General features: G+C 71.1%; 17 protein-coding genes. 14 read left to right on the top strand and 3 right to left on the bottom strand.

Annotation, left to right across the window (positions count from 1 at the left end; all coding sequences use genetic code 11):
* The first annotated feature begins 5 nt into the window (after nt 1-5).
* Nucleotides 6-1,520 carry an Asp-tRNA(Asn)/Glu-tRNA(Gln) amidotransferase subunit GatB gene (gene gatB / locus AC067M_RS20585; RefSeq protein ID WP_478698442.1) on the top strand — a complete coding sequence of 505 codons (1,515 nt, stop codon included), beginning with the start codon at nt 6-8 and terminating at the stop codon, nt 1,518-1,520.
* Nucleotides 1,521-1,580: 60 nt separating this feature from the next.
* Here the strand turns inward: gatB and AC067M_RS20580 are convergent, their stop codons facing one another.
* Nucleotides 1,581-2,402: an SAM-dependent methyltransferase gene (locus tag AC067M_RS20580; protein WP_478698441.1), complete on the bottom strand. Its 822-nt coding sequence runs from the start codon at nt 2,400-2,402 to the stop codon at nt 1,581-1,583.
* 186 nt (nt 2,403-2,588) lie between these two features.
* On the opposite strand from AC067M_RS20580, the gene AC067M_RS20575 reads away from it, so the two are divergent.
* The 7 genes from AC067M_RS20575 (at nt 2,589) to AC067M_RS20545 (ending at nt 10,672) form a co-directional block, all read left to right on the top strand.
* Nucleotides 2,589-2,906: a hypothetical protein gene (locus AC067M_RS20575; RefSeq protein WP_478698440.1), complete on the top strand. Its 318-nt coding sequence runs from the start codon at nt 2,589-2,591 to the stop codon at nt 2,904-2,906.
* 200 nt (nt 2,907-3,106) lie between these two features.
* Complete coding sequence (locus AC067M_RS20570) at nt 3,107-5,335, top strand: MMPL family transporter (protein WP_478698439.1); 2,229 nt, start codon at nt 3,107-3,109, stop codon at nt 5,333-5,335.
* The gene (locus tag AC067M_RS20565; RefSeq protein WP_478698438.1) at nt 5,313-5,885 is read left to right on the top strand and encodes a GNAT family N-acetyltransferase; all 573 of its coding nucleotides are present in this window, start codon (nt 5,313-5,315) and stop codon (nt 5,883-5,885) included. The genes AC067M_RS20570 and AC067M_RS20565 overlap by 23 nt, the downstream gene beginning before the upstream one ends.
* A 35-nt stretch (nt 5,886-5,920) precedes the next feature.
* Nucleotides 5,921-6,490 carry a hypothetical protein gene (locus AC067M_RS20560; RefSeq protein WP_478698437.1) on the top strand — a complete coding sequence of 190 codons (570 nt, stop codon included), beginning with the start codon at nt 5,921-5,923 and terminating at the stop codon, nt 6,488-6,490.
* Nucleotides 6,491-7,109: 619 nt separating this feature from the next.
* Complete coding sequence (locus tag AC067M_RS20555) at nt 7,110-7,295, top strand: hypothetical protein (protein ID WP_478698436.1); 186 nt, start codon at nt 7,110-7,112, stop codon at nt 7,293-7,295.
* A gap of 101 nt (nt 7,296-7,396) precedes the next feature.
* Nucleotides 7,397-10,429 (top strand): helix-turn-helix transcriptional regulator, encoded by a 3,033-nt coding sequence (locus tag AC067M_RS20550; RefSeq protein WP_478698577.1) that lies wholly within the window; start codon nt 7,397-7,399, stop codon nt 10,427-10,429.
* Between the two features lie 33 nt (nt 10,430-10,462).
* Nucleotides 10,463-10,672, top strand: coding sequence for a DUF6191 domain-containing protein (locus AC067M_RS20545; RefSeq protein ID WP_478698435.1), 210 nt, complete (start codon nt 10,463-10,465; stop codon nt 10,670-10,672).
* Between the two features lie 10 nt (nt 10,673-10,682).
* Here the strand turns inward: AC067M_RS20545 and AC067M_RS20540 are convergent, their stop codons facing one another.
* Both AC067M_RS20540 and AC067M_RS20535 read right to left on the bottom strand, forming a co-directional pair.
* Complete coding sequence (locus AC067M_RS20540; RefSeq protein WP_478698434.1) at nt 10,683-11,858, bottom strand: PQQ-dependent sugar dehydrogenase; 1,176 nt, start codon at nt 11,856-11,858, stop codon at nt 10,683-10,685.
* Between the two features lie 126 nt (nt 11,859-11,984).
* Nucleotides 11,985-12,983, bottom strand: coding sequence for an aldo/keto reductase (locus tag AC067M_RS20535; protein WP_478698433.1), 999 nt, complete (start codon nt 12,981-12,983; stop codon nt 11,985-11,987).
* 76 nt (nt 12,984-13,059) lie between these two features.
* Here AC067M_RS20535 and AC067M_RS20530 point away from each other — a divergent pair, with 76 nt between their 5' ends.
* The 6 genes from AC067M_RS20530 to serA all read left to right on the top strand — a co-directional run bounded on the left by AC067M_RS20530 (nt 13,060) and on the right by serA (nt 23,097).
* Entirely contained in the window at nt 13,060-14,010 is a 951-nt protein-coding gene (locus AC067M_RS20530; protein WP_478698432.1) for a 2-hydroxyacid dehydrogenase, read from the top strand.
* A gap of 394 nt (nt 14,011-14,404) precedes the next feature.
* A complete protein-coding gene (locus AC067M_RS20525; RefSeq protein WP_478698431.1) occupies nt 14,405-17,455 on the top strand; it encodes a putative bifunctional diguanylate cyclase/phosphodiesterase in 3,051 nt (1,016 codons plus the stop codon).
* 252 nt (nt 17,456-17,707) lie between these two features.
* The gene (locus tag AC067M_RS20520) at nt 17,708-19,555 is read left to right on the top strand and encodes an acetolactate synthase large subunit (RefSeq protein WP_478698430.1); all 1,848 of its coding nucleotides are present in this window, start codon (nt 17,708-17,710) and stop codon (nt 19,553-19,555) included.
* Between the two features lie 21 nt (nt 19,556-19,576).
* Nucleotides 19,577-20,101 carry an acetolactate synthase small subunit gene (ilvN, locus tag AC067M_RS20515; protein ID WP_478698429.1) on the top strand — a complete coding sequence of 175 codons (525 nt, stop codon included), beginning with the start codon at nt 19,577-19,579 and terminating at the stop codon, nt 20,099-20,101.
* 127 nt (nt 20,102-20,228) lie between these two features.
* Nucleotides 20,229-21,227 (top strand): ketol-acid reductoisomerase, encoded by a 999-nt coding sequence (gene ilvC, locus AC067M_RS20510; RefSeq protein ID WP_478698428.1) that lies wholly within the window; start codon nt 20,229-20,231, stop codon nt 21,225-21,227.
* Nucleotides 21,228-21,507: 280 nt separating this feature from the next.
* Nucleotides 21,508-23,097 carry a phosphoglycerate dehydrogenase gene (gene serA / locus AC067M_RS20505; RefSeq protein WP_478698427.1) on the top strand — a complete coding sequence of 530 codons (1,590 nt, stop codon included), beginning with the start codon at nt 21,508-21,510 and terminating at the stop codon, nt 23,095-23,097.
* The last annotated feature ends 224 nt before the right edge of the window (nt 23,098-23,321 follow it).

The following is a 23,321-nucleotide window of genomic DNA, read 5'->3' as shown; positions in this document are numbered from 1 at the left end:
ACACCGTGACCATCACGACCGACCTGGTGTCGTACGAGGACGCACTCGCGTCGTACGACCCCGTCATGGGCCTCGAGGTCCATGTCGAACTCGGCACCAAGACCAAGATGTTCTGCGGCTGTTCGACCGCCCTCGGCCAGGACGCCAACACGCAGACCTGCCCGGTCTGCCTCGGCCTGCCCGGCGCGCTCCCGGTCGTCAACGCGACCGGCGTCGAGTCCGCGATCAAGATCGGTCTCGCGCTGAACTGCGAGATCGCCGAGTGGTGCCGCTTCGCCCGGAAGAACTACTTCTATCCGGACATGCCGAAGAACTTCCAGACCTCCCAGTACGACGAGCCGATCGCCTTCAACGGCTACCTCGACGTACAGCTGGAGGACGGCGAGACGTTCCGTGTGGAGATCGAGCGCGCCCACATGGAGGAGGACACCGGCAAGTCGACCCACGTCGGCGGCGCCACCGGCCGTATCCACGGCGCGTCCCACTCCCTGCTGGACTACAACCGCGCCGGCATCCCGCTCATCGAGATCGTCACCAAGCCGATCGAGGGTGCGGGCGAGCGTGCCCCCGAGGTCGCGCGGGCTTACGTCCGTGAGCTGCGCGAGGTCATCCGGGCGCTCGGCGTCTCCGAGGCCCGTATGGAAATGGGCCAGATGCGCTGCGACGTGAACCTGTCGCTGCGCCCGAACGGCACAGAGAAGTTCGGCACGCGTTCCGAGACGAAGAACGTGAACTCGCTGCGGTCCGTGGAGCGCGCGGCCCGCTTCGAGATCCAGCGGCACGCCGCCGTGCTCCAGAGCGGTGGCCTGATCGTCCAGGAGACCCGCCACTTCCACGAGGACACCGGGTCGACGACCTCGGGCCGGGTGAAGGAGGAGGCCGAGGACTACCGGTACTTCCCGGAGCCCGACCTCGTCCCGGTCGCCCCGTCCCGCGAGTGGGTCGAGGAGATCCGTTCCGCGCTGCCGGAGCTGCCGCTGGCCCGCCGCAACCGGTTGCTCGAAGAGTGGGGCATCAGCGCCGTCGACATGCAGTCGATCACCAACGCCGGTGCACTGGACCTGATCGTCGCCACGATCGAGGCCGGTGCCGACGCGGCCTCCGCCCGCAAGTGGTGGATGGGCGAGCTGGCCCGCAGCGCCAACGAGTCGGGCAAGGCGCTCGACGAGCTGGCGATCACGCCGGAGCAGGTCGCGCGGGTGAGCAAGCTGGTCGCCTCCGGCGACCTGAACGACAAGCTGGCGCGCCAGGTCATCGAGGGCGTCCTCGCGGGCGAGGGCACCCCGGACGAGGTCGTCGACAAGCGCGGTCTGAAGGTCGTCTCCGACGAGGGCGCGCTCACCGCCGCCGTCGAGGAGGCCATCGCAGGCAACCCGGGCGTCGCGGACAAGATCCGCGGCGGCAAGGTGGCCGCGGCCGGCGCCCTGGTCGGCGCGGTCATGAAGGCCACGCGCGGCCAGGCGGACGCGGCCCGCGTCAAGGAACTGATCCTGGAGAAATTGGGCGTCAGCGAGGGCTGAGCCTTCGGGGGTAAGCCCTGGGGGATGCATCGGCACCGATGCATCCCCCAGGTGTCTCACTTACAGGCGGCGACCGACGATCCGTGCGAAGCCCAGGACATGGTCCACGTCGGCGTGCATCAGCTCCACCGACCAGCGGGCCATCTCCGCCATGAACTCACTGGGGCTCTCCTCGGCGCACACCTCGCTCCACAGCAGCCAGTCGCGCCAGCCGTCGTCCAGCCAGTCGGCCGCCTCGACCTCCACGACCCCGCTGCGGGCCCACAGGCGCCGCCACCAGACGGGGGAGTGGAACGCCCAGAAGCCGGGATCCTTCTTCCAGTACGCCTTCAGGTGCTCCGGCGGCTCGACGCCCTCCGGCTCCTCCCGCAGCGCCGGTACGACGACACCGATCCGCCCGCCGGGCTTCAGCAGCCGGGTCAGGGTGGGCAGGTAGAGATCGTTGGTGCCGAAGTACTGGTACGCGTCGACGGAGACGATCGCGTCGAAAGTGCCCTCACCGAACGGCAGGTCGTGCGCCTCGGCGAACACGGGCAGGACACGGTCCGCGACGCCCGCCTCGGCGATGCGCGGGGCGTTCTCGTCGGGCTTCACCCACAGGTCGGCGGCGACGACCTGGACGTCGTACTCCCTGGCGAGGAACACGGACGTCATCGCGCGGCCGCAGCCCAGGTCGAGCACGCGCGCGCCGGGGCGCAGCTCTTCCAGGCCGAGGGCGGGGGCCAGCCACTCCAGCAGCCACAGCGCGTTGGGGCCCATCTGGTTCTCGACGGTCCAGCGGGCGTCGTAGTGGCTGCTGCGCGGGTAGCGGGGGTGGGTCAGTCGGCTAGTGAGGTCGTCGTTCGAGGTCGTCGATGTGATGTCGGTCGTGGTGTCGGACATCGGTGAACGGGCTCCTTGAGTCCTTCGTAGGGGAAAGAGATGCGTAGGAGCTCGGTCGGACCTTCACACAATGCACCTGCTTCGGTCGGCGGCGATGAGCCGGAGACGACGGACGGCGGGAACGTAGCAGTGCGCCGCGCCGCCCCGCATCCGGTTTCCCGGCCGGAGGCACTACGCTCGCCCGCCATGAGTGGAAGCGGTGATTCCGAGATACCCGACGGGGCGGCTGCGGAGGATCCGGACCTCGAGGATCCGGCGGAGGACGCGCGGCGCGCCCGCTGGACGGCGGCCGGGACCGGGGCACTGCTGGCTCTCGCCGGGCTGGCCGCGTCGGCCCTTCGCCTCACCGGCTCCGCCCCGGCGCTCGTCCCGGTCGCCTACGCCGTCGGTGCCGCCGTGTGTGCGCTCGCCTCCGTCCTCGGTTCCCGGGGGCGTACCCGGCGGGCCCTGTGGCTGCTGATCCTCGGGGTGATGGTGATGGCGCTGGGGGACCAGTTCGACTGATACGGCAGGGGCGGCAGAGTGAACGTTACTGTCCTGTGATCTGTCTCCCACTCTTGTGAATAAGCCCACGAACGCGGCAAATGATCACTTCCGCCTGTAAGAGTGGCTTTGCATTGCTCATGCGTTCTTTGCGGGCTGTTCAGTTCATGGACGACGATTCCCGGCCAAAGATCCACAATTTGACTCCGGGAGCACGATCCGTGGCAGCCCTTGCACGCTGGTGTGTCGAACGCCGCCTCGTCGCCGTTGTGCTGTGGCTCCTCGCCATCGGCGGGGTGGCCGCGGCCGCCACCGCCACGGGCTCCGCGTACTCCAACGACTACGACGTCCCCGGCACCGCGTCGGGCCGCGCCACCCAGCTGCTGGAGGACGGCTTCCAGGGACTCGGCGGCGACAGCGACACCGTCGTCTGGCACACCACGTCCGGCACGGTCCGCGCCGCCGACGTCGAACAGACGATGACCAACACCCTGGAGAAGATCGCCGACCTGCCCGGTGTGGCCGCGGTGACCAGCCCCTACGACGACCAGGGCGCCCGGCAGATCAGCGAGGACGGCCACACCGCGTACGCCACGCTCACCTTCGACGACCCGGCGCAGGACATCGACCGGTCCGAGGCGCAGGCCGTGGTCACGGCCGCCGAGGCCGCCGAGACGGACGGGCTCCAGGTGGAGCTGGGCGGCACCGCGATCGGGCTCACCGAGTCGTCAGGCGGGCACCTCGCCGAGGTCGTCGGCGTGGCCGTCGCCGCGGTCGTGCTGTTCCTCGCCTTCGGATCGCTCGCCGCCTCGCTGCTGCCCATCGCGACCGCCCTGGTGAGCGTCGGCACCGCGTACGCCGGGATCGTGCTGCTCGGCCACGCCATGACCGTCGCCGACTTCGCGCCCATGCTCGGCATGCTCATCGGGCTCGGCGTGGGCATCGACTACGCGCTGTTCATCGTGACCCGGCACAGACGCGGACTGAAACGGGGGCTGCCGGTCGCCGAGGCCGTCACCAACGCCGTCGCCACCACGGGCCGCGCGGTCGTCTTCGCGGGTGCGACGGTGTGCGTAGCCCTCCTGGGCATGCTGACCCTGCGACTGAACTTCCTCAACGGCGTCGCGATAGCCGCGTCCCTGACCGTGGTGCTGACCGTCGCCGCCTCCGTGACCCTGCTGCCCGCGCTGCTGTCCTTCATCGGCATGCGCGCCCTCAGCCGCCGCGAGCGGCGCCGACTGCAGGAGCACGGGCCCGAGCCTGAGCTGCCGACCGGGTTCGCCGCCCGCTGGTCGGCGTTCGTCGAGCGCCACCCCAAGGTGCTCGGGGCGGTCGCCGTCCTCGTCATCGCCGTGCTCGCCCTGCCCACGTTCTCCCTGCGCCTGGGCACCTCCGACCAGGGCAACAACCCGCAGGCATCGACCACGCGCCAGGCCTACGACCTCCTCGCCGAAGGCTTCGGGCCCGGCGTCAACGGCCCCCTCACCCTCGTCACCCATGTCGACGGCGCCGAGGACAAGCTCGCCCTCGACAACCTCGACGCAACGATCCGCACCACGGAGGGCGTCGCCTCGGTGACACCGGTGACGTACAACACCGGCGGCGACACCGCGTACTTCACGATCGTCCCGGAGTCCGCGCCGCAGTCCCAGAAGACCAGCGACCTCGTGGACCGACTGCGCACCGAGGTGCTGCCGCGCGCCGAAACGGGCACCTCGCTCGACGTGCACGTCGGGGGTGTGACGGCCTCCTACGACGACTTCGCCGAGGTCATCGTCGGCAAGCTGCCGCTGTTCGTCGGGGTCGTCGTGGGACTCGGCTGCGTGCTGCTCCTGCTCGCGTTCCGCTCCGTCGGCATCCCGCTGAAGGCCGCCGCGATGAACATCGCCGCCGTCGCCGCCGCCTTCGGCATCGTCGTCGCGGTCTTCCAGTGGGGCTGGGGCAGCGAACTCCTCGGACTCGGCCGCGCGGGCCCCATAGAACCCTTCCTCCCCGTGATCATGGTGTCGGTCCTCTTCGGCCTCTCCATGGACTACCAAGTCTTCCTGGTCAGCCGGATGTACGAGGAGTGGCTGGAGACCGGCGACAACCGGCGCGCGGTGCGGGTCGGCCTCGCCGAGACCAGCCGCGTGATCAACTCCGCCGCCGTCATCATGATCTCGGTGTTCCTCGCCTTCGTCCTCAGCGGCGACCGCGTGATCGCCATGTTCGGCATCGCGCTCGCCTCGGCCGTCGCCCTGGACGCCTTCGTCCTGCGCACCCTCCTCGTCCCTGCCCTCATGCACATGCTCGGCGGCGCCAACTGGTGGCTGCCCCGGTGGCTCGACCGCCGTATGCCGCGCATCAGCATCGAACCGCCCGAGAGCCGTGCCGCCCATGAGAGGCTCACGGACGTCGTGGAAGTCATGGAGAAGGAGCGGCGACAGGATGTACGCGATATCCCTGGGTGACGGAGTCGAGCTGCGCCCCCTGGAGCCCTGGCACGCCGAGGAGTTCCTCGGCCATCTCGACCGGGGACGCGAGTTCATCACCCAGCACATTCCCTTCGGGGCCAACGCCACGGACGTCGCCTCCGCGCGCGCCGTCCTGCAGAACTACGCCGACAAGCGCGCCGCCGACACCGGCTCCCTGCACGGGCTGTGGCTGGAGGGGAAGCTGGTGGGCGGTCTGCTCTTCCGGGTCTTCGACGCGGCCACCGGCAGCTGCGAGATCGGCTGCTGGCTGGAGCCCGCCGCGACCGGACGGGGCCTCGTCACGCGCGGCGCGCGGGTGCTCATCGACTGGGCGTTTGACGAACGCGCCATGCACCGTGTGGAGTGGCACGCGTCGTCCGCGAACACGGCCAGCATCAGCGTGGCGCGACGGCTCGGCATGAGCCGCGACGGGGTGCTCCGCGAGGACTACCCGTACCGAGGCGTACGGCAGAACACCGAGATCTGGTCGGTGCTCGCCCCCGAGTGGCGCGAGGCACGCGCGCGTGCCGCACACAACGATCATTAAGAGACCTCTCAGAGAGCGTCCGTACGGTGCGAGGCATGGGAACCAAGACTGACGAGGCCGGCACGGCCGAGGCGAAGCACGACGACGAGACGGCGGTCGTCACCAACGACAAGACCACCGACGCCACCGAGGCGACCGGGGTGACCGAGACGGACGAGATCGAGGCGGCCGACCTCGCGGCAGCGGAGGACGAGGCTGAGGACGAGGGCCCCACCGGGGTCGGCCAGGGCGCCGGCGCCGTCGTCTCCGCCGGGCTCGGCATCGTGTCGCTGACCGGCAGCTGGGTCGGCACGGTGGCCTCCGCGCGGGAGTCCCTCATCGGCCAGCTGCAGAACTCGCAGTCCTCCAGCGTGGCCAAGATGATCAAGGAGGGCTACGGCGACGCCTGGCAGGCCACGGCGCTGTGGGGCGGCGTGTTCGCGCTGGTCGCGCTGGTCGTCGGCGTCGTCGTCCTGGCCCGGCCCGCGTTCGGCGCCCCGGGCCGCCCGCAGGCCCCGTGGATCAAGTCGGTCGCCTGGGCGGGCGTCTCGCTCGGCGTCATCGGCCTGTTCCTCGCCGTCCTCAAGTACACGGACGTCCTGCTCGGCCTGCCGTCGGCCGGCTGAGCACCGGCCCACATCCCCGCGGCCCACGAGGGGTTGCCAACTGCTGCGCAAGGTCGCAGTAGCTCGATCGTGTGATGGTCGGCTTCCGTGCTTGCGGTGTCCTGGGCCGTTCGGGCTGCAGGTGATGGTGCGATCTGGGACGCCGGGTACGGCGCCAGCGTGCGGGGCCCCCGCTCCACCGGAGTGATGGTTCGGGGCTTCCCCGTCGCCTCTGGCCGTACCCATCTGGCCAGGTCGTGAGGGCAGTGTCCCATCAGCGGCCTCCGGCCGCGGGGACCTCCCGGGCCCGGACCACGGACAGGATCCGTGTCGCCGCCCCGGGGCTGAGTACTCCGGGGACCAGTGCGCCCAAGACCGTTCGGGGCGTGCGGCTGAGCGGGCTCAGTCCTGCTCAGTCCCCAGGACGGTCTTAGGTCCGCCGTACGGCATTTACGGCACGCCTAAGGGGTCCTTGCACTATGAGCGCAAGGACCCCTAAGACCCCTCACGCGCGTCTAAGGCCCTCTCCCCGGGCCGAATATGCGGAACTCTCCCGATGTGGCGGACCCCCCTGGGAGGCGAAGGTTGAGGCATCGCAACGAGCGATGCACCACAACCCACCTCTCTCAAGGGACACACCATGTACGAGTACGACCTCCAGCGTGCCCGGTCCGCCGAACTCATGCGGCGGGCCGAGCACGAACGGTTGGTCCGCGAGGCCGTCCGCGGTCGCCGCGCCGCCCGCCGCGAAGCGGCCCGACGCACCGCCGAGCACGACTCCCATACCAACCGCCCGTGGCGGCCCTGGCCCGCCCGCGTCGCGTGAACCCGGCGACAGCCGCCCCCGGGCCTTCCCTCGCCACCCCCCTCGACGACCGCTCCCTCTCCCTCCCGAAAACCGAGCCCGTGCCATCGCTCCCGCATGCGATGCTCGAGCCCGTGGAGAACAGGTGTGTCAGCCCCGTGTTCGTGGGCCGGGCCGACGAGTTGAGCGCGCTGCACGAGGCGCTCGACCGTGCCGCCGAGGGCGAGCCGCAGGCATGGGTGATCGGCGGGGAGGCGGGGGTCGGCAAGACCCGACTGGTCGAGGAGTTCGCGGCGGAGGCCGCCCGCGCGGGCGCCGTCGTCGCGATCGGCGGCTGTGTCGAGATCGGCGCCGACGGGCTGCCCTTCGCCCCCTTCTCCACCGCCCTGCGCGCCTTGCGCCGGGCACTTCCGGACGACCTGGCCGCCGCCGCGGCGGGCCAGGAGGAGGAACTCGCCCGGCTGCTGCCCGAACTCGGCGACGCCCCTTCGGACCGGCACGACGAGGAGGGCACCGCCCGCCTCTTCGAACTCACCGCCCGCCTGCTGGAACGCGTCGCCGCCGACCGCACGGTCGTCGTCGCCCTGGAGGACCTGCACTGGGCCGACACCTCCACCCGCCACCTCCTCGCCTACCTCCTTCGCACCCTGCGCACCGGCCGACTCGTCGTCCTCGCCACCTACCGCGCCGACGACATCCACCGCCGCCACCCACTGCGCCCCCTGCTCGCCGAACTCGACCGGCTGCGCTCCGTCCGCCGCCTCGAACTCGCCCGCCTCACCCGCGAGGAGGTCGGCCGCCAGATCGCCGGCATCCTCGGCACCGAGCCCGACCCCGGCCAGGTCGACGAGATCTTCGCCCGCTCCGACGGCAACGCCTTCTTCGTCGAGGAACTCGCCGTGGCCGCGGACGACGGCTGCCGCACCGGCCTCACCGCCTCCCTGCGGGACCTGCTCCTCGTCCGCGTCGAGCGCCTGCCCGAAGCCGCCCAGCGCATCGCCCGGATCGTCGCCGAGGGCGGCTCCACCGTCGAGTACCGGCTGCTCGCCGCCGTCGCCCGGCTCGCGGAGGACGACCTCATCGAGGCGCTGCGCGCCGCCGTGAACGCCAACCTCCTGCTCGCCGCGCCCACCGGCGACGGCTACCGCTTCCGCCACTCCCTGGTCCGCGAGGCCGTCAGCGACGACCTGCTGCCCGGCGAGCGCTCCCGCCTCAACCGCCGCTACGCCGAGGCCCTGGACGCCGACCCGACGCTCGTCCCCGCCGGCGAACGCGTCACGCGCCTGGCCAGCTACTGGTACCAGGCCAACGACCCGGCCAAGGCCCTCCCCGCCGTCCTCGACGCCTCCGTCACCGCCCGCCGCCGCCACGCCTACGCCGAACAACTCCGGCTCCTGGAACGCGCGATGGAGCTGTGGGACACCACCCCCGAGTCCGTACGGGCCGGCCTGCGCCCCGTCGACCACGCCGAGCTCTCCCCGTCCTGCGGCTGCGACCCGGCCGCCACCCCGCTGCGCTACCTGGACCTGATGGCCGAGGCCGCCGTCGCGGGACGCCTCTGCGGCGAACGCGAACGCGCCCTGAAGATCACCAAGCGGGCCCTGCGCCTGCTGGAGGACGAGCACGACCCCCTGCGCGCCGCCTGGTTCCTGCTGCAGCGCTCCCGGCTGGTCCACGCCCTGTCCCGGGGCGACGGCCGGGAGGACCTGGCCGCCGCGCAGGACCTGGTACGCGGCCTGCCGCCCAGCGAGGTGCACGCCGAGGTGCTCGTCCACGTCGCCTGCTGGTCCATGATCCACGCCCCCGGGCCCGACGCCTACGCGGCCGCCGAGCAGGCGGTGGAGTACGCCCGCATGGTCGGCGCCCGCGAGACCGAACTCGACGCCCGCCAGGTCCTCGGTGTCCTCAAGGCCGCCGCCGGCCACATCGAGGACGGCTTGGGGGAGCTGCGCGAGGTCAAGGAGCAGGCGCTCGCGGAGAACATCCCCCACGTCGCGCTGAACGCCTACGTGAACCTGCCGTCCGAACTCGAAGCCGTGGGCCGCTCCCGGGAGGCCGTCCCCATCCTGGAGGAGGGCCTCGTCCACGCGAGGCGGCACGGACTGTCCGACACCGAGGCATGGCTGTGGGGCAACCTCGCCGAATCCCTCTTCTCCCTGGGCCGTTGGGACGGGGTGGACCATGCCGTGGCCACCGCCCGGCAGTTCGTCCGGAGCGCCAAGACGCGAGGCTTCCACGCGACCCTGCGAGCCGAACTCGCCCTGGCCCGGGGTGACCTGGCCGAGGCCGCCGACCAACTGACCGCCGCGCGCGTCCACTTCGGCGAGCATGAGGACGCCCCTCTGCACGAACTGCCCCTGGTCCGCCTCGCCCTGGGCGTCGCCGCCGCCGAGGGCCGCCTCCCGGACGCCCGGGCCCATCTCGAACGCGCCCTGGCTCCGGGCCTCCCTCCGGGAACCCAGCGCTACGGGTGGCCCCTGCTGCTGGCCGCCGCCACCGCGGAGGCCGAGGCCCGCAGCCCCGCCGCGCAACAGGGACGCAACGAGGCCCTGGCACGCCTCTTCGAAACGGCCAGAAAACTCACCACGAACGCCCCGGTCTGGCTCGCCCACGAGAAGTGGGTCCGCGCCGAACTCCTGCGCGCCGAGCGCCGGGACACCGCGGACACCTGGACCGAGGTGGTCACCGTCTTCGAGTCGCTGGAGCGCCCCTACGACCTTGCCCGCCTCCGCCTGCGCCTGGCCGAGGCCCTCCTCACGGCCGGCGGCGACGACGAGCGTGCCCGCGCCACGGAGCTGCTGCGCCTCGCCCGCGCCGTCGCCGACCACCTCCGCGCCCGTCCGTTGGCCGACGCCGTCACGCTCCTCGCCCAGCGTGCCCGCCTGTCCCTGACCCACGCCCAGGCGCTGCCCTCCGACCCGGTCGAGGCCCTCGGCCTCACCGGCCGGGAGCGCGACGTCCTGCGCCTGGTCTCCGCGGGCCGCACCAACCGCCAGATCGCCGAGGAACTCTTCATCTCCCCCAAGACGGCGAGCGTCCACGTCTCCAACATCCTGGCCAAGCTCAACGTCTCGGGCCGAGGAGAGGCGGCGGCCGTGGCGCACCGGCTGGGACTGTTCCCGCCCGACGCTCGCACGGCGTCCCTGACGGGCTGAGGCGTACGCTGAAGGAAATCGGCAGGAGGCGCCGTGTTCAACATGTTCGAGGAACTGTTCGCACCCGGCCGCAAACACACCCGTGACGAGCAGAACCGGCTGGAGCTGACCCGGGTGGACGTCGGCGACGCCGATCCCGGGCGCGGACCGATAGACCTCGCCTCGGGAAAGGTTGTCGTGCGCCGTCCCGAGCCGCCGACCGAGACGGACGACGGCGCCGGGGGAGACGCGGGGGAGGTCTGAGGGGGCCGCCTCAGCTCACCCGCAGCTCCAGGATCTTGTCGTCCCCGCTCTGCGGCGAGCCGCGGCCGTCCGTCTCGCTCGTGACCAGCCACAGCTTGTCGCCGCCGGCCGACACGACCGTACGCAGGCGGCCGTGGTCGCCCTGCAGGAACGCCTGCGGGGCCGCCGAGGCCTCCGTGCCCTTCAGGGGGATGCGCCACAGGCGCTGGCCGCGCAGGCCCGCCATCCAGACGGAGCCCTCGGCGTAGGCGATGCCGCTGGGGGATGCCTCCTCGGTGCGCCACTGGGCTATCGGGTTCACGTACCCGGAGTCGTCCGACTCGCCCTCCGCCCGCGGCCAGCCGTAGTTGTCGCCGGGCTTGATCGCGTTCAGCTCGTCCCAGGTGTTCTGGCCGAACTCCGAGGCGAACAGGCGCTGCTGGGAGTCCCAGGCCAGCCCCTGTACGTTGCGGTGGCCGTAGGAGTAGACCGGGGAGTCGGGGAACGGGTTGCCGGGGGCCGGTTCGCCCTCCGGGGTCAGGCGCAGGATCTTTCCGCCCAGGGACTTCCGGTCCTGCGACAGGCCCCGCTCGCCGCTCTCGCCCGTACCCGCGTACAGCATCCGGTCCGGGCCGAAGGCGATCCGGCCGCCGTTGTGGATCACGCCCTTGGGGATGCCCTTGAAGATCGTGTCGGGGGCGCCCAGCTGCTCACCGGCGGGCTTCTTCTCGTCGTACAGCATGCGGACGATGCGGTTGTCCGAGACCGAGGTGAAGTACGCGTAGACCATGTGGTCCGCGGCGTAGTCGGGGGAGAGCGCGATGCCCAGCAGGCCGCCCTCGCCCGCCGCCGACACCCCGGGCACCTCACCGAGCTCGGTCTTCTTCCCGGTCTGCTCGTCGACCCGGGTGATCGTGCCCTCGTCGCGGGAGGAGACGAGCAGACCGCCGTCGGCCAGCGGGGCGAGGCCCCAGGGCGAGTCGAGGTCCTCGGCGACCGTGCGGACCACCTTCACCGTGCCCTTCGCGGGCGCGGTGTCCTCAGACGTCTGCGCCGACGGCTGCGGGCCCGTGCGACTCGGCGTCGTACTCGGTGTCGTACCGCCCGCGGCGCCCGGCGCCTCACCGCCGCCGGAGGAGCAACCGGCCGTCACCAGGAGCGCGGCGACGGCCAACACGGCCGACACCGCTCCACGTTGCACCATCATCGTCCCCCTTCGACACGGCCGGTTCTCCCTGTCATACGCACCTCGCGCGTCCCGGGTTCCCGATCACGGCCACCCCAAGCAGAACGGGTGACGCGCGCCTGCGTCAGACCTGCCGGACCCGCCCCCTCAGTCCCACGACCCCAGCGCCCTCGGCAGTTCCGCCACCTCCGCCAGGTCCCGCTCGGTGAGCCGCAGACCGGCCGCCGCCGCGTTCTCCGTCACCCAGCGCTCCTGCTTCGACCCCGGTACGGGCACCACGTGCCGACCCTGCGCCAGCACCCACGCCAGCGCCACCTGGGCTGGTGTGACGCCCTCGCCGTGGCGGCGGGCGACGCGGCGCAGGCCGACGACGATGGGCTGGTTCGCGGCCATCATCTCGGCGGTGAAGCGGGGGTGGCGGGCGCGCAGGTCGTCGGGTTCGAAACCCTCGCCGGGGGTCAGCGTGCCGGTCAGGAAGCCGTTGCCGAGCGGCATCGCCGCGAGGAAGCCGATCCCGCGCGTCTCGCACCACGGCAACAGCGTGTCCAGCGCCTCCGGCGACCACACGGACAGCTCCGCCTCCACCGCGCTCACCGGGAAGACCTGCTGCACCCGCTTCAACTGCCGGATCGTCGCGTCGTGCAGCCGCCCCCCGGACCGCCGACCGCCCCGCGCACCCACCGCGCACAGCCCCAACGCCCGTACCTTGCCGGCCCGCACGAGGTCGGCCATCGCGCCCCAGGTCTCCTCGACCGGGACCTCGGGGTCGGCGCGGTGCAGCTGGTAGAGATCGATCACGTCCGTCTGCAGGCGCCGCAGCGACGCGTCGCAGGCCCGTCTCACGTAGCCGGGACGGCCGTTGGCCACGATGTGCTGCTCCCCCACCAGCAGTCCGACCTTCGTCGACACGAAGGCGTCCTGCCGCCGCTCCTTCAACGCCCGCCCCACCAACAGCTCGTTGGTGAACGGGCCGTACATGTCGGCCGTGTCAAGCAGCGTCGAGCCCAGATCGAGCGCCCGGTGCACGGCCCTGAGCGACTCGTCGCCCCGCTGCCGCGACCCGTTGTACGCCCAGCTCATCGGCATGCACCCGAGTCCGACGGCCCCCACCGCGAGCGCCGCCGCGCCGATCGTCCTGCGCTCCACCTGGTCGTGACCCTCCCTTTCCTGGCCCCCCAACCTAACCTCTGCGCCCGCGCGTACCTGACATAGCCTCCTGAGCATGACTGCTGATGTGTGGCTGCCCATCCCGCCGGACGAGATCGAGGGACTCCCCGAGGGGCCCGCCTACCGCTTCTGGGACGGCGAGCCGGAGTTCCCCGCGGACCCGGCCGACTGCGTCTTCTACGTCGTCCCGTACATGAAGCCGCCCCAGGTCGGACAGCGCCCGCTGCCCGGGATGAGCTCCGTGCAGGTCGTCCAGACGCTCTCCGCCGGCATCGACCACGTCGAGCCCGCCCTGAAGCACCTGCCTCCCGGCGTACGGCTGTGCAACGCGCGCGGTGTGCACGAGGCGAGCACCGCCGAGCTCACGCTGACCCTCGTCCTCGCCTCGCTGCGCGGGGTCCCGGACTTCGTGCGGGCGCAGGACAGGGGGGAGTGGCTCGGCGGATTCCGGCCCGCGCTCGCCGACAAGAACGTGCTCATCGTGGGGTACGGATCGATCGGATCGGCGATCGAGGACCGGCTCGTTCCGTTCGAGGTCGCGCGGGTGGCGCGCGTCGCGCGCTCCGAGCGCACCACGGCGCGCGGGCCGGTGCATCCGCTCACCGACCTGCCCGCCCTGCTCCCCGAGGCGGACGTGGTGATCCTCTCGACGCCCCTGACGGAGAGCACGCGCGGCCTGGTGAACGCCGACTTCCTCGGCCGGATGAAGGACGGGGCGCTCCTGGTGAACGTGGCCCGCGGCTCCGTCGTCGACACCAAGGCTCTGCTCGCCGAGCTGGACAGCGGCCGCATCACCGCCGCCCTCGACGTCACCGAACCCGAGCCGCTGCCCCTCGCCCACCCCCTGTGGCGTGCGCCGGGTGTGCTGATCAGCCCCCACGTCGGCGGCCCCACGTCCGCGTTCCTGCCCCGGGCCAAGCGCCTGCTGGTGGATCAGTTGAACCGTTTCGTGAACCGGGAGCCGCTCGGCAACGTGATCCTTACGACGGGCGTGACAGGCGCCTAGTCCGGTTCGAGTACCCTCCGCAGTCCCGCGCAAGCGGTCCGTACTCACATCGCCGCTGGTCGTCACGGAGCGTAGAGGAACTATGTCCCTGAGTGACGAGACTGGTGTATCGTCCCGACAGGGGCTGCGCCGCGCACCGTTCGGCGCCGGGGATGGACATTTCAGACTTGTGAGGGGGGCGACGGGCGATGCACGGCCTATGGACGAACGATCCGACGCGGCGGGGCCGCCGACGGCGACCCTGCGACCCGACCGCGCGCAGGCGCGGCCGCCACGGCAGCGACAACGGCCACCACAGTCACTACCACCCCAAGCGCGACAACCGCCGCAGGCACGCCCCGCCGACGCATCGCGGCCCGCGGGACCCGGGAGCGACGCGGACCGGGAGGGACCGGTGAGTTCGCCCCCGCCTCCCACCACCACACTCGACGGAGCGCTGCGGGCACAGCCCCCGACAGCAGCACCGCCCGCCCGGCCGCCGGCCCCCGGCGGCCGGACGAGCCTGGTCCGCCAACTCGTCCTGGCCCTGGTGTGCGCGGGATACGCCGTCGGTTCCGCGCTCGGCTGGGGCTCCGACGAACTCGCGCTGATCATGGGCGACTTCGGGCTGAGCGCCGCGGCGGCCGCCGCCGCGGTCTCGTGCTTGCTCTACGCGCGCACCCGCCGCGTCCGCTTCCGACCCGCCTGGCTGCTGTTCGCCCTCTCCTCGGTGATGGCGTCCCTGGGCAACCTGGTCTGGGGGTGGTACGAGGTCGTCCTCGAACAGCCCGTGCCCAGCCCCAGCTACGCCGACGGGTTCTTCCTGTGCTTCGCGCCCCCCGCCATCGTCGGCCTGCTCGTGCTCGCCAAGCGGCCCGTGACCAAGGCCGGCTGGGTGTGCCTCGGCCTGGACGCCTCGCTGATCGGCGGCTCGCTGCTCACCCTGTCATGGAGCCTGGCCCTCGCCCAGGCGGCCAAGACCGAGGGCTCCAGCGTCTCGCACGCCGCCCTGTCACTGGCCTACCCGCTGCTCGACATCGCCCTGGTCAGCATGGTGCTCGCGCTGCACTTCCGGCGCTCGGCGGTCAACCGCACCGCGGTCAACACCGCGATCGGCGGGCTCGCCCTGACCGTGATGTGCGACGCCCTGTTCACCTCACCACTGCTGCACCACAGCTACCGCTCGGGCCAGCTCCTCGACGCGGGCTGGTTCGCCGGCTCGCTTCTCCTGGCGTACGCCCCCTGGGCCATGCCCCGGCAGGGGCAGCCGGAGGCCGGCCGGCGCCACCCCGACCGGCACATCCCGGACGGGCACACGCGCGTGGTCCACGAACACCTGCCCGGCCAGCGCGCCGTCGGCCACCACCACGCGCCCCCACAGGGAGGCGATCACAGCCGGTATCCGGCCACCCGGCCCATCACCGGCTCCCTGGCCGCCCTCACGCCCTACCTGGCCGCCGCGGTCTGCACCCTGGGGATCCTCTACAACGTCCTCAACGGCCGCAGCGTCGACCGCGTGGTCCTCCTCACCGGAGGCACCGTCGTGCTCGCCCTCGTGATGCGGCAGGGCATCATGCTGCTCGACAACATCACCCTCACCCAGGAACTGGCGCAGAAGGAGAACCACTTCCGCTCCCTGGTCCAGGGCTCCAGCGACGTCATCATGATCGCCGCGCCCAACGGCATCCTGCGCTACGTCTCCCCGGCCGCCGCCGGGGTCTACGGACGGCCCGCCGAGGAACTCGTCGGCACCGAACTGGCCAACCTCATCCACCCGGAGGACCTGGGCTGCGTGGTGCACGAGGTGCGCCGCTTCCTCGCCGCCAGCCCGCTCGAGGAACCCACCACCCGCATCGAGTGCCGCTTCCGCTCGGGAGGTGGGGGAGGCTGGCTCAACGTCGAGTCGACCGTCAACCGCCACCACGGCGGCCTCATCTTCAACAGCCGGGACGTGACCGAACGCGTGCGCCTGCAGGCACAGCTCCAGCACAACGCCGAGCACGACCCGCTCACCGACCTGCCCAACCGCGCGCTGTTCACCCAGCGCGTCCAGCAGGCCGTGTCCGGCCGCCGCGCCACCGACCGCGGCGCCATCCTGCGCGGCACGGCCGTCCTCTTCATCGACCTCGACGGCTTCAAGGCCGTCAACGACACGATCGGCCACCAGGCCGGGGACGAACTGCTCGTCCAGGCCGCCCGCAGGCTCCAGGAAGCGGTCCGGCACGGGGACACGGCGTCCCGGCTGGGCGGCGACGAGTTCGCGGCGCTGATCATCGGCGACGGCACCCGCGACCGCACCGCCCGCGAACGCCACATCCTGGAGCTCGCCGACCGCCTCAGGCTCACGCTCTCCCAGCCGTACCTCATCGACGGCAACGACGTCCGCGTCGCCGCCTCCATCGGGGTCGCCTTCGCCGAGCCCGGTCTGGGCGCGGGCGAACTGCTGCGCAACGCCGACCTCGCCATGTACCGCGCCAAGGCGGGCGGCAAGGGCCGGGTCGAGCTGTACAAGCCCCAGATGCAGCAGGACGTCGTACGCAAGGCGGAGCTGGCCACGCGTCTGCGGGCCGCGTTGAACGACGGCGAGTTCGCCCTGCTGCACCAGCCCGTGGTGTGCCTGGAGGACGGCCGGATCACCTCGGTCGCCGCCCAGGCCCGCTGGCGCTCCTCGCAGGGGGTGCTGTTCACACCCGCCGAGTTCCTGCGGGTGGCGGAAGACAGCGACAAGACCGCCGAGCTCGGGCGCTGGGTGCTCCAGGAGTCCGTCGAACAGGCCGCCGAGCGCGCGGCGAACGGCATCAACGTACCGGTGGTGGTCCGGATGAGCGCCCGGCGCCTGCTCGACCGGTCGATGCCGCTGGGCACCGTGGAGGCCCTGCTGACCCGGCACGGGCTGCCGTCCGGGTCGCTGGTGATCGAGCTGTCCGACACGGACCCGCGGGTCCCGCTGGACGAGCTGGAACGCCGGCTGAGCGCCCTCAGGAGGGTCGGTGTCCGGATCGCGCTCGACGGGTTCGGCAGCGGCTACGGCGCGATCACGGCCCTGAGGCGACTCCCCGTCGACGTGATGAAGCTCGACCGCACTCTCGTCGAGGGAGTCGTCGAGTCGGCGCGGCTGCACAAGATCACCAGTGGGCTGCTGCGCATCGCCACCGACCTCGGGCTCCAGTCCATCGCCGACGGCGTGGACCTCCCGGAGCAGGCCGTCGCCCTGCGCGCGATGGGCTGCACCCACGGGCAGGGCATGGCGTTCTCCGGGCCCCTGGACGAGTACCGGCTGCGCCGAGCGCTGGGTTCCGGCCGCTATCCGGTGCCGAACGGGCCGGTCGAACCGGCGTTCGCGGGCGGCGTGAGGGAACCGCAGGGGCGCGTCGGGGGCGCGGGGGTGTACACCAGCGGTGTCACCGCCGTTCTCGGCGGAAGTGGTCTGCGCCCACATAATGAGACTCCCGTCCCACCCACTTGACAGTCGGTGCGTGCCGGGGGGAGGGTCAGAGCCATGCGCACCCGAATTCTCGTACTTGGACAGCGCGTCGGCTGAGCTGGGACGCACCGGACGATCCGGAACCCCCAGCGACCACTCCCGGCGCGCTCCCCTCGCTTGCCTTGCGGCACGAGGGGTTTTTTGTTGCACGGGCGCGAGTCGAACTCCGTCCGGGCACGAGCCCAACGTCGTACAAACCTCGCACAAACCCTCAGCATCGAGAAGAGAATGACGATGACCGAGCAGGCCACCGGGGCCCATCCGCAGCCGCGGCCCCGATCCGGAGGACAGCACTCCGCTCCCATCGAGCACGTCACGGGTGCGCAGTCCCTCATCCGTTCTCTCGAGGAGGTCGGCGCCGACACGGTATTCGGCATTCCCGGCGGTGCGATCCTTCCCGCCTACGATCCGCTGATGGACTCGACCCGGGTGCGCCACGTCCTGGTCCGTCACGAGCAGGGAGCGGGCCACGCGGCCACCGGCTACGCGCAGGCCACAGGCAAGGTCGGCGTCTGCATGGCCACCTCGGGACCGGGCGCCACCAACCTGGTCACCCCGATCGCCGACGCGCACATGGACTCCGTGCCGCTGGTCGCGATCACCGGCCAGGTCGCCTCCTCGGCCATCGGTACGGACGCCTTCCAGGAGGCGGACATCGTCGGCATCACCATGCCGGTCACCAAGCACAACTTCCTGGTCACCAAGGCCGAGGACATCCCCCGGGTCATCGCGCAGGCGTTCCACATCGCCTCCACCGGCCGCCCCGGCCCGGTCCTGGTCGACATCGCCAAGGACGCCCTCCAGGCGAAGACCACCTTCACCTGGCCGCCCACCATGGACCTGCCCGGCTACCGCCCGGTGACCAAGCCGCACGCCAAGCAGATCCGCGAGGCCGCCAAGCTGATCACCGCCGCCAAGCGGCCGATCCTCTACGTCGGCGGCGGCGTGCTCAAGGCCGGCGCCACCGCCGAACTGAAGGTCCTCGCCGAGCTGACCGGTGCCCCCGTCACCACCACCCTGATGGCGCTGGGTGCGTTCCCCGACAGTCACCCGCAGCACCTGGGTATGCCGGGCATGCACGGGTCGGTGGCCGCTGTCACGGGCCTGCAGAAGGCCGACCTGATCGTCGCCCTCGGCGCCCGCTTCGACGACCGCGTCACCGGCAAACTGGACAGCTTCGCCCCCTACGCCAAGATCGTCCACGCCGACATCGACCCGGCGGAGATCGGCAAGAACCGCGCCGCGGACGTGCCGATCGTCGGTGACGCCCGCGAGGTCATCGCCGACCTGATCCAGGCGGTGCAGAAGGAGCACAGCGAGGGCGGCCCGGGCGACTACACCGCCTGGTGGAAGGACCTCGACCGCTGGCGCGAGACCTACCCGCTCGGCTACGACCAGCCCGCCGACGGCTCGCTCTCCCCGCAGCAGGTCATCGAGCGCATCGGCCAGCTCGCCCCCGAGGGCACGATCTTCGCGGCGGGCGTCGGCCAGCACCAGATGTGGGCCGCTCATTTCATCCAGTACGACAAGCCCGCCACCTGGCTGAACTCCGGCGGCGCCGGAACCATGGGCTACGCCGTCCCGGCCGCCATGGGCGCCAAGGCCGGCGCGCCCGGCAAGGCCGTCTGGGCGATCGACGGCGACGGCTGCTTCCAGATGACCAACCAGGAACTCACCACCTGCGCCCTGAACAACATCCCGATCAAGGTCGCCATCATCAACAACGGCGCCCTCGGAATGGTCCGCCAGTGGCAGACCCTGTTCTACAACCAGCGCTACTCCAACACCGTGCTGCACAGCGGCCCGAACGACCTCAACCCGCAGGCCCGCGGCACCCGCGTCCCCGACTTCGTGAAGCTGTCGGAGGCCATGGGCTGCTACGCCATCCGCTGCGAGTCCCCGGACGACCTCGACAAGGTCATCGAGGAGGCGAACTCGATCAACGACCGCCCGGTCGTCGTCGACTTCATCGTCCACGAGGACGCGATGGTGTGGCCGATGGTCGCCGCCGGCACCTCCAACGACGAGATCATGGCCGCCCGGGACGTCCGCCCCGACTTCGGCGACAACGAAGACGACTGAGAGCCGTAAAGGAAGCAGATCATGTCCAAGCACACGCTCTCCGTCCTGGTGGAGAACACCCCGGGCATCCTCGCCCGGATCGCCGCCCTGTTCTCCCGCCGCGGCTTCAACATCGACTCGCTCGCGGTCGGCGTCACCGAGCACCCCGACATCTCCCGCATCACCATCGTCGTGGGCGTGGAGGACCTGCCGCTGGAGCAGGTGACCAAGCAGCTCAACAAGCTCGTCAACGTGCTGAAGATCGTCGAGCTGGAGCCGTCACAGGCGGTGCAGCGCGAACTCGTTCTGGTGAAGGTGCGCGCCGACAACGAGACGCGCTCCCAGATCGTCGAGATCGTCCAGCTGTTCCGCGCCAAGACCGTCGACGTCTCCCCGGAGGCCGTCACCATCGAGGCCACCGGCAGCAGCGAGAAGCTGTCCGCGATGCTCAAGATGCTGGAGCCCTTCGGCATCAAGGAACTCGTCCAGTCCGGCACCATCGCGATCGGACGCGGTGCGCGTTCGATCACCGACCGGTCCCTGCGCGCTCTGGACCGTTCGGCGTAAGCCTTGTCACGAACGGAATCGGGCGATCGGGTGACACCGGCCGCCCGTATACCGAGACCCCGAAACCTCCCTCCCGCTCCCCGTCATACGGTGGACGCAACACCTGCATTCAAGGAGAGAACCCAAAGTGGCCGAGCTGTTCTACGACGCTGACGCCGACCTGTCCATCATCCAGGGCCGCAAGGTCGCGGTCATCGGCTACGGCAGCCAGGGCCACGCCCACGCCCTGTCGCTGCGTGACTCCGGTGTCGACGTGCGTGTCGGTCTGCACGAGGGCTCCAAGTCCAAGTCCAAGGCCGAGGAGCAGGGCCTGCGTGTGGTGACGCCGTCGGAGGCCGCCGCCGAGGCCGACGTCATCATGATCCTCATCCCGGACCCGATCCAGGCCCAGGTCTACGAGGAGTCCATCGCCCCGAACCTGAACGACGGCGACGCGCTGTTCTTCGCCCACGGCTTCAACGTCCGCTTCGGCTTCATCAAGGCCCCGGCCGGCGTCGACGTCGCCCTGGTCGCCCCGAAGGGCCCGGGCCACCTGGTGCGCCGCCAGTACGAGGAGGGTCGCGGTGTCCCCGCGATCGCCGCGGTCGAGCAGGACGCCACGGGCAACGCCTTCGCGCTGGCCCTGTCGTACGCCAAGGCCATCGGCGGCACGCGTGCCGGTGTCATCAAGACGACCTTCACCGAGGAGACCGAGACCGACCTGTTCGGTGAGCAGGCCGTCCTCTGCGGTGGTACGGCCGCGCTGGTCAAGGCGGGCTTCGAGACCCTGGTCGAGGCCGGCTACCAGCCGGAGATCGCCTACTTCGAGTGCCTGCACGAGCTGAAGCTGATCGTGGACCTCATGTACGAGGGCGGCCTGGAGAAGATGCGCTGGTCCGTCTCCGAGACCGCCGAGTGGGGCGACTACGTCACCGGCCCGCGCATCATCACGGACGCCACCAAGGCCGAGATGAAGCAGGTCCTCGCCGAGATCCAGGACGGCACCTTCGCCCAGAACTGGATGGACGAGTACCACGGCGGTCTGAAGAAGTACAACGAGTACAAGGACCAGGACTCCGAGCACCTGCTGGAGACCACCGGCAAGCAGCTGCGCAAGCTGATGAGCTGGGTGAACGAAGAGGCGTGAGCCTCGTTCCGCGACGGTGCCGCCGGTTGGGGGGCACCGTCGCGGACTCCGCCCGGACCCGCTCCTCGTGCGCCGGAGGGGCTATTTTGGGGTTATCCGGCGTGTACAGCCTCGTCCGGGGGATCCGCCGTCGTGGCGCAGGAACGCGCTCGTGGCGCCACTACACTGCTGCACTACATACGCGTCAGGCCCACAACGTCGTGCGTCTTCCACGCGGCTAGCCCCTCCACCGCCTGCGGCCGTCGGGACGGCCGTCCGCATTGGACCTGTGAGGACTCACGTGAGCTCGAAACCTGTCGTACTCATCGCTGAAGAGCTGTCGCCCGCGACCGTGGACGCGCTTGGCCCGGACTTCGAGATCCGGCACTGCAACGGAGCGGACCGAGCCGAACTGCTCCCGGCCATCGCCGACGTCGACGCGATCCTGATCCGCTCGGCGACCAAGGTGGACGCCGAGGCGGTCGCCGCCGCGCGCAAGCTGAAGGTCGTCGCACGTGCCGGCGTCGGTCTGGACAACGTCGACGTCTCCGCCGCCACCAAGGCCGGCGTGATGGTCGTCAACGCCCCCACCTCCAACATCGTGACCGCCGCCGAACTGGCCTGTGGTCTCCTCCTCGCCACCGCCCGCCACATCCCGCAGGCCAACGCCGCGCTGAAGAACGGCGAGTGGAAGCGCAGCAAGTACACGGGCGTGGAGCTGGCCGAGAAGACCCTCGGCGTCGTCGGCCTCGGCCGCATCGGCGCGCTCGTCGCGCAGCGCATGTCCGCCTTCGGCATGAAGGTCGTCGCCTACGACCCCTACATCCAGCCCGCCCGCGCCGCCCAGATGGGCGTCAAGGTGCTGTCGCTGGACGAGCTGCTCGAGGTCTCCGACTTCATCACCGTCCACCTGCCCAAGACCCCCGAGACGGTCGGCCTGATCGGCGACGAGGCGCTGCGCAAGGTCAAGCCGAGCGTGCGCATCGTCAACGCCGCGCGCGGCGGGATCGTCGACGAGGAGGCGCTGTACTCCGCCCTCAAGGAGGGCCGGGTCGCCGGCGCCGGTCTCGACGTGTACGCGAAGGAGCCCTGCACGGACTCCCCGCTGTTCGAGTTCGACCAGGTGGTCTCCACCCCGCACCTCGGTGCCTCCACCGACGAGGCGCAGGAGAAGGCCGGTATCGCCGTCGCGAGGTCCGTGCGCCTCGCGCTCGCCGGTGAGCTCGTGCCCGACGCCGTGAACGTCCAGGGTGGTGTCATCGCCGAGGACGTCAAGCCCGGACTGCCCCTCGCCGAGCGCCTCGGCCGCATCTTCACCGCCCTCGCGGGCGAGGTCGCGGTCCGTCTCGACGTCGAGGTGTACGGCGAGATCACCCAGCACGACGTGAAGGTGCTGGAGCTGTCCGCCTTGAAGGGTGTGTTCGAGGACGTCGTCGATGAGACCGTCTCGTACGTCAACGCCCCGCTGTTCGCCCAGGAGCGCGGCGTCGAGGTGCGGCTGACCACCAGCTCGGAGTCGGCCGATCACCGCAACGTCGTCACCGTGCGCGGCACGCTCTCGGACGGCGAGGAGGTGTCGGTCTCCGGCACGCTGGCCGGTCCGAAGCACCTCCAGAAGATCGTCGCGGTCGGCGAGTACGACGTCGACCTCGCGCTCGCCGACCACATGGTCGTCCTGAAGTACGAGGACCGTCCCGGCGTCGTCGGCACGGTCGGCCGGATCTTCGGTGAGGCGGGCATCAACATCGCCGGTATGCAGGTCGCTCGTGCGGCGGCGGGCGGCGAGGCGTTGGCCGTCCTGACCGTCGACGACACGGTGCCCGCCGGGGTGTTGGCGGAGGTCGCTGCCGAGATCGGGGCGACGTCGGCTCGTGCGGTGAACCTGGTCTGAGGTTGCCGTCCCTGGGGGCTGCAGCCCCCAGACCCCGGCTTCGGCCTCAACGGCCTCGTCCTCGATCGTCGGACGGGCTGAGCGTCTGAACCCTGCTCGAAAAGGCGCCGGGGGGGGGGGGGGGGGGGGGAGGGTCACGCCATTTTTGCTTTTTTCTCCCTCTCTCTCGGCTTCTCTCCTTTAACATGCGGCGCCACAACTACACCCACCAGCCCCGCCCCTCC

It is taken from the genome of Streptomyces sp. NPDC043427, assembly GCF_056436655.1.
Note: the sequence above shows the minus strand (reverse complement) of the source record. Positions and strands in the feature narration are given on the sequence as shown.

Excerpts from the sequence above, each read along its gene's own strand:
- AC067M_RS20580 (WP_478698441.1), bottom strand. The coding sequence starts at position 2,402 with ATGTCCGACACCACGACCGACATCACATCGACGACCTCGAACGACGAC.
- AC067M_RS20555 (WP_478698436.1), top strand. The coding sequence starts at position 7,110 with ATGTACGAGTACGACCTCCAGCGTGCCCGGTCCGCCGAACTCATGCGG.
- AC067M_RS20575 (WP_478698440.1), top strand. The coding sequence starts at position 2,589 with ATGAGTGGAAGCGGTGATTCCGAGATACCCGACGGGGCGGCTGCGGAG.
- AC067M_RS20540 (WP_478698434.1), bottom strand. The coding sequence starts at position 11,858 with ATGATGGTGCAACGTGGAGCGGTGTCGGCCGTGTTGGCCGTCGCCGCG.
- AC067M_RS20565 (WP_478698438.1), top strand. The coding sequence starts at position 5,313 with ATGTACGCGATATCCCTGGGTGACGGAGTCGAGCTGCGCCCCCTGGAG.
- AC067M_RS20520 (WP_478698430.1), top strand. The coding sequence starts at position 17,708 with ATGACCGAGCAGGCCACCGGGGCCCATCCGCAGCCGCGGCCCCGATCC.
- AC067M_RS20530 (WP_478698432.1), top strand. The coding sequence starts at position 13,060 with ATGACTGCTGATGTGTGGCTGCCCATCCCGCCGGACGAGATCGAGGGA.
- AC067M_RS20560 (WP_478698437.1), top strand. The coding sequence starts at position 5,921 with ATGGGAACCAAGACTGACGAGGCCGGCACGGCCGAGGCGAAGCACGAC.
- ilvN (WP_478698429.1), top strand. The coding sequence starts at position 19,577 with ATGTCCAAGCACACGCTCTCCGTCCTGGTGGAGAACACCCCGGGCATC.
- AC067M_RS20550 (WP_478698577.1), top strand. The coding sequence starts at position 7,397 with ATGCTCGAGCCCGTGGAGAACAGGTGTGTCAGCCCCGTGTTCGTGGGC.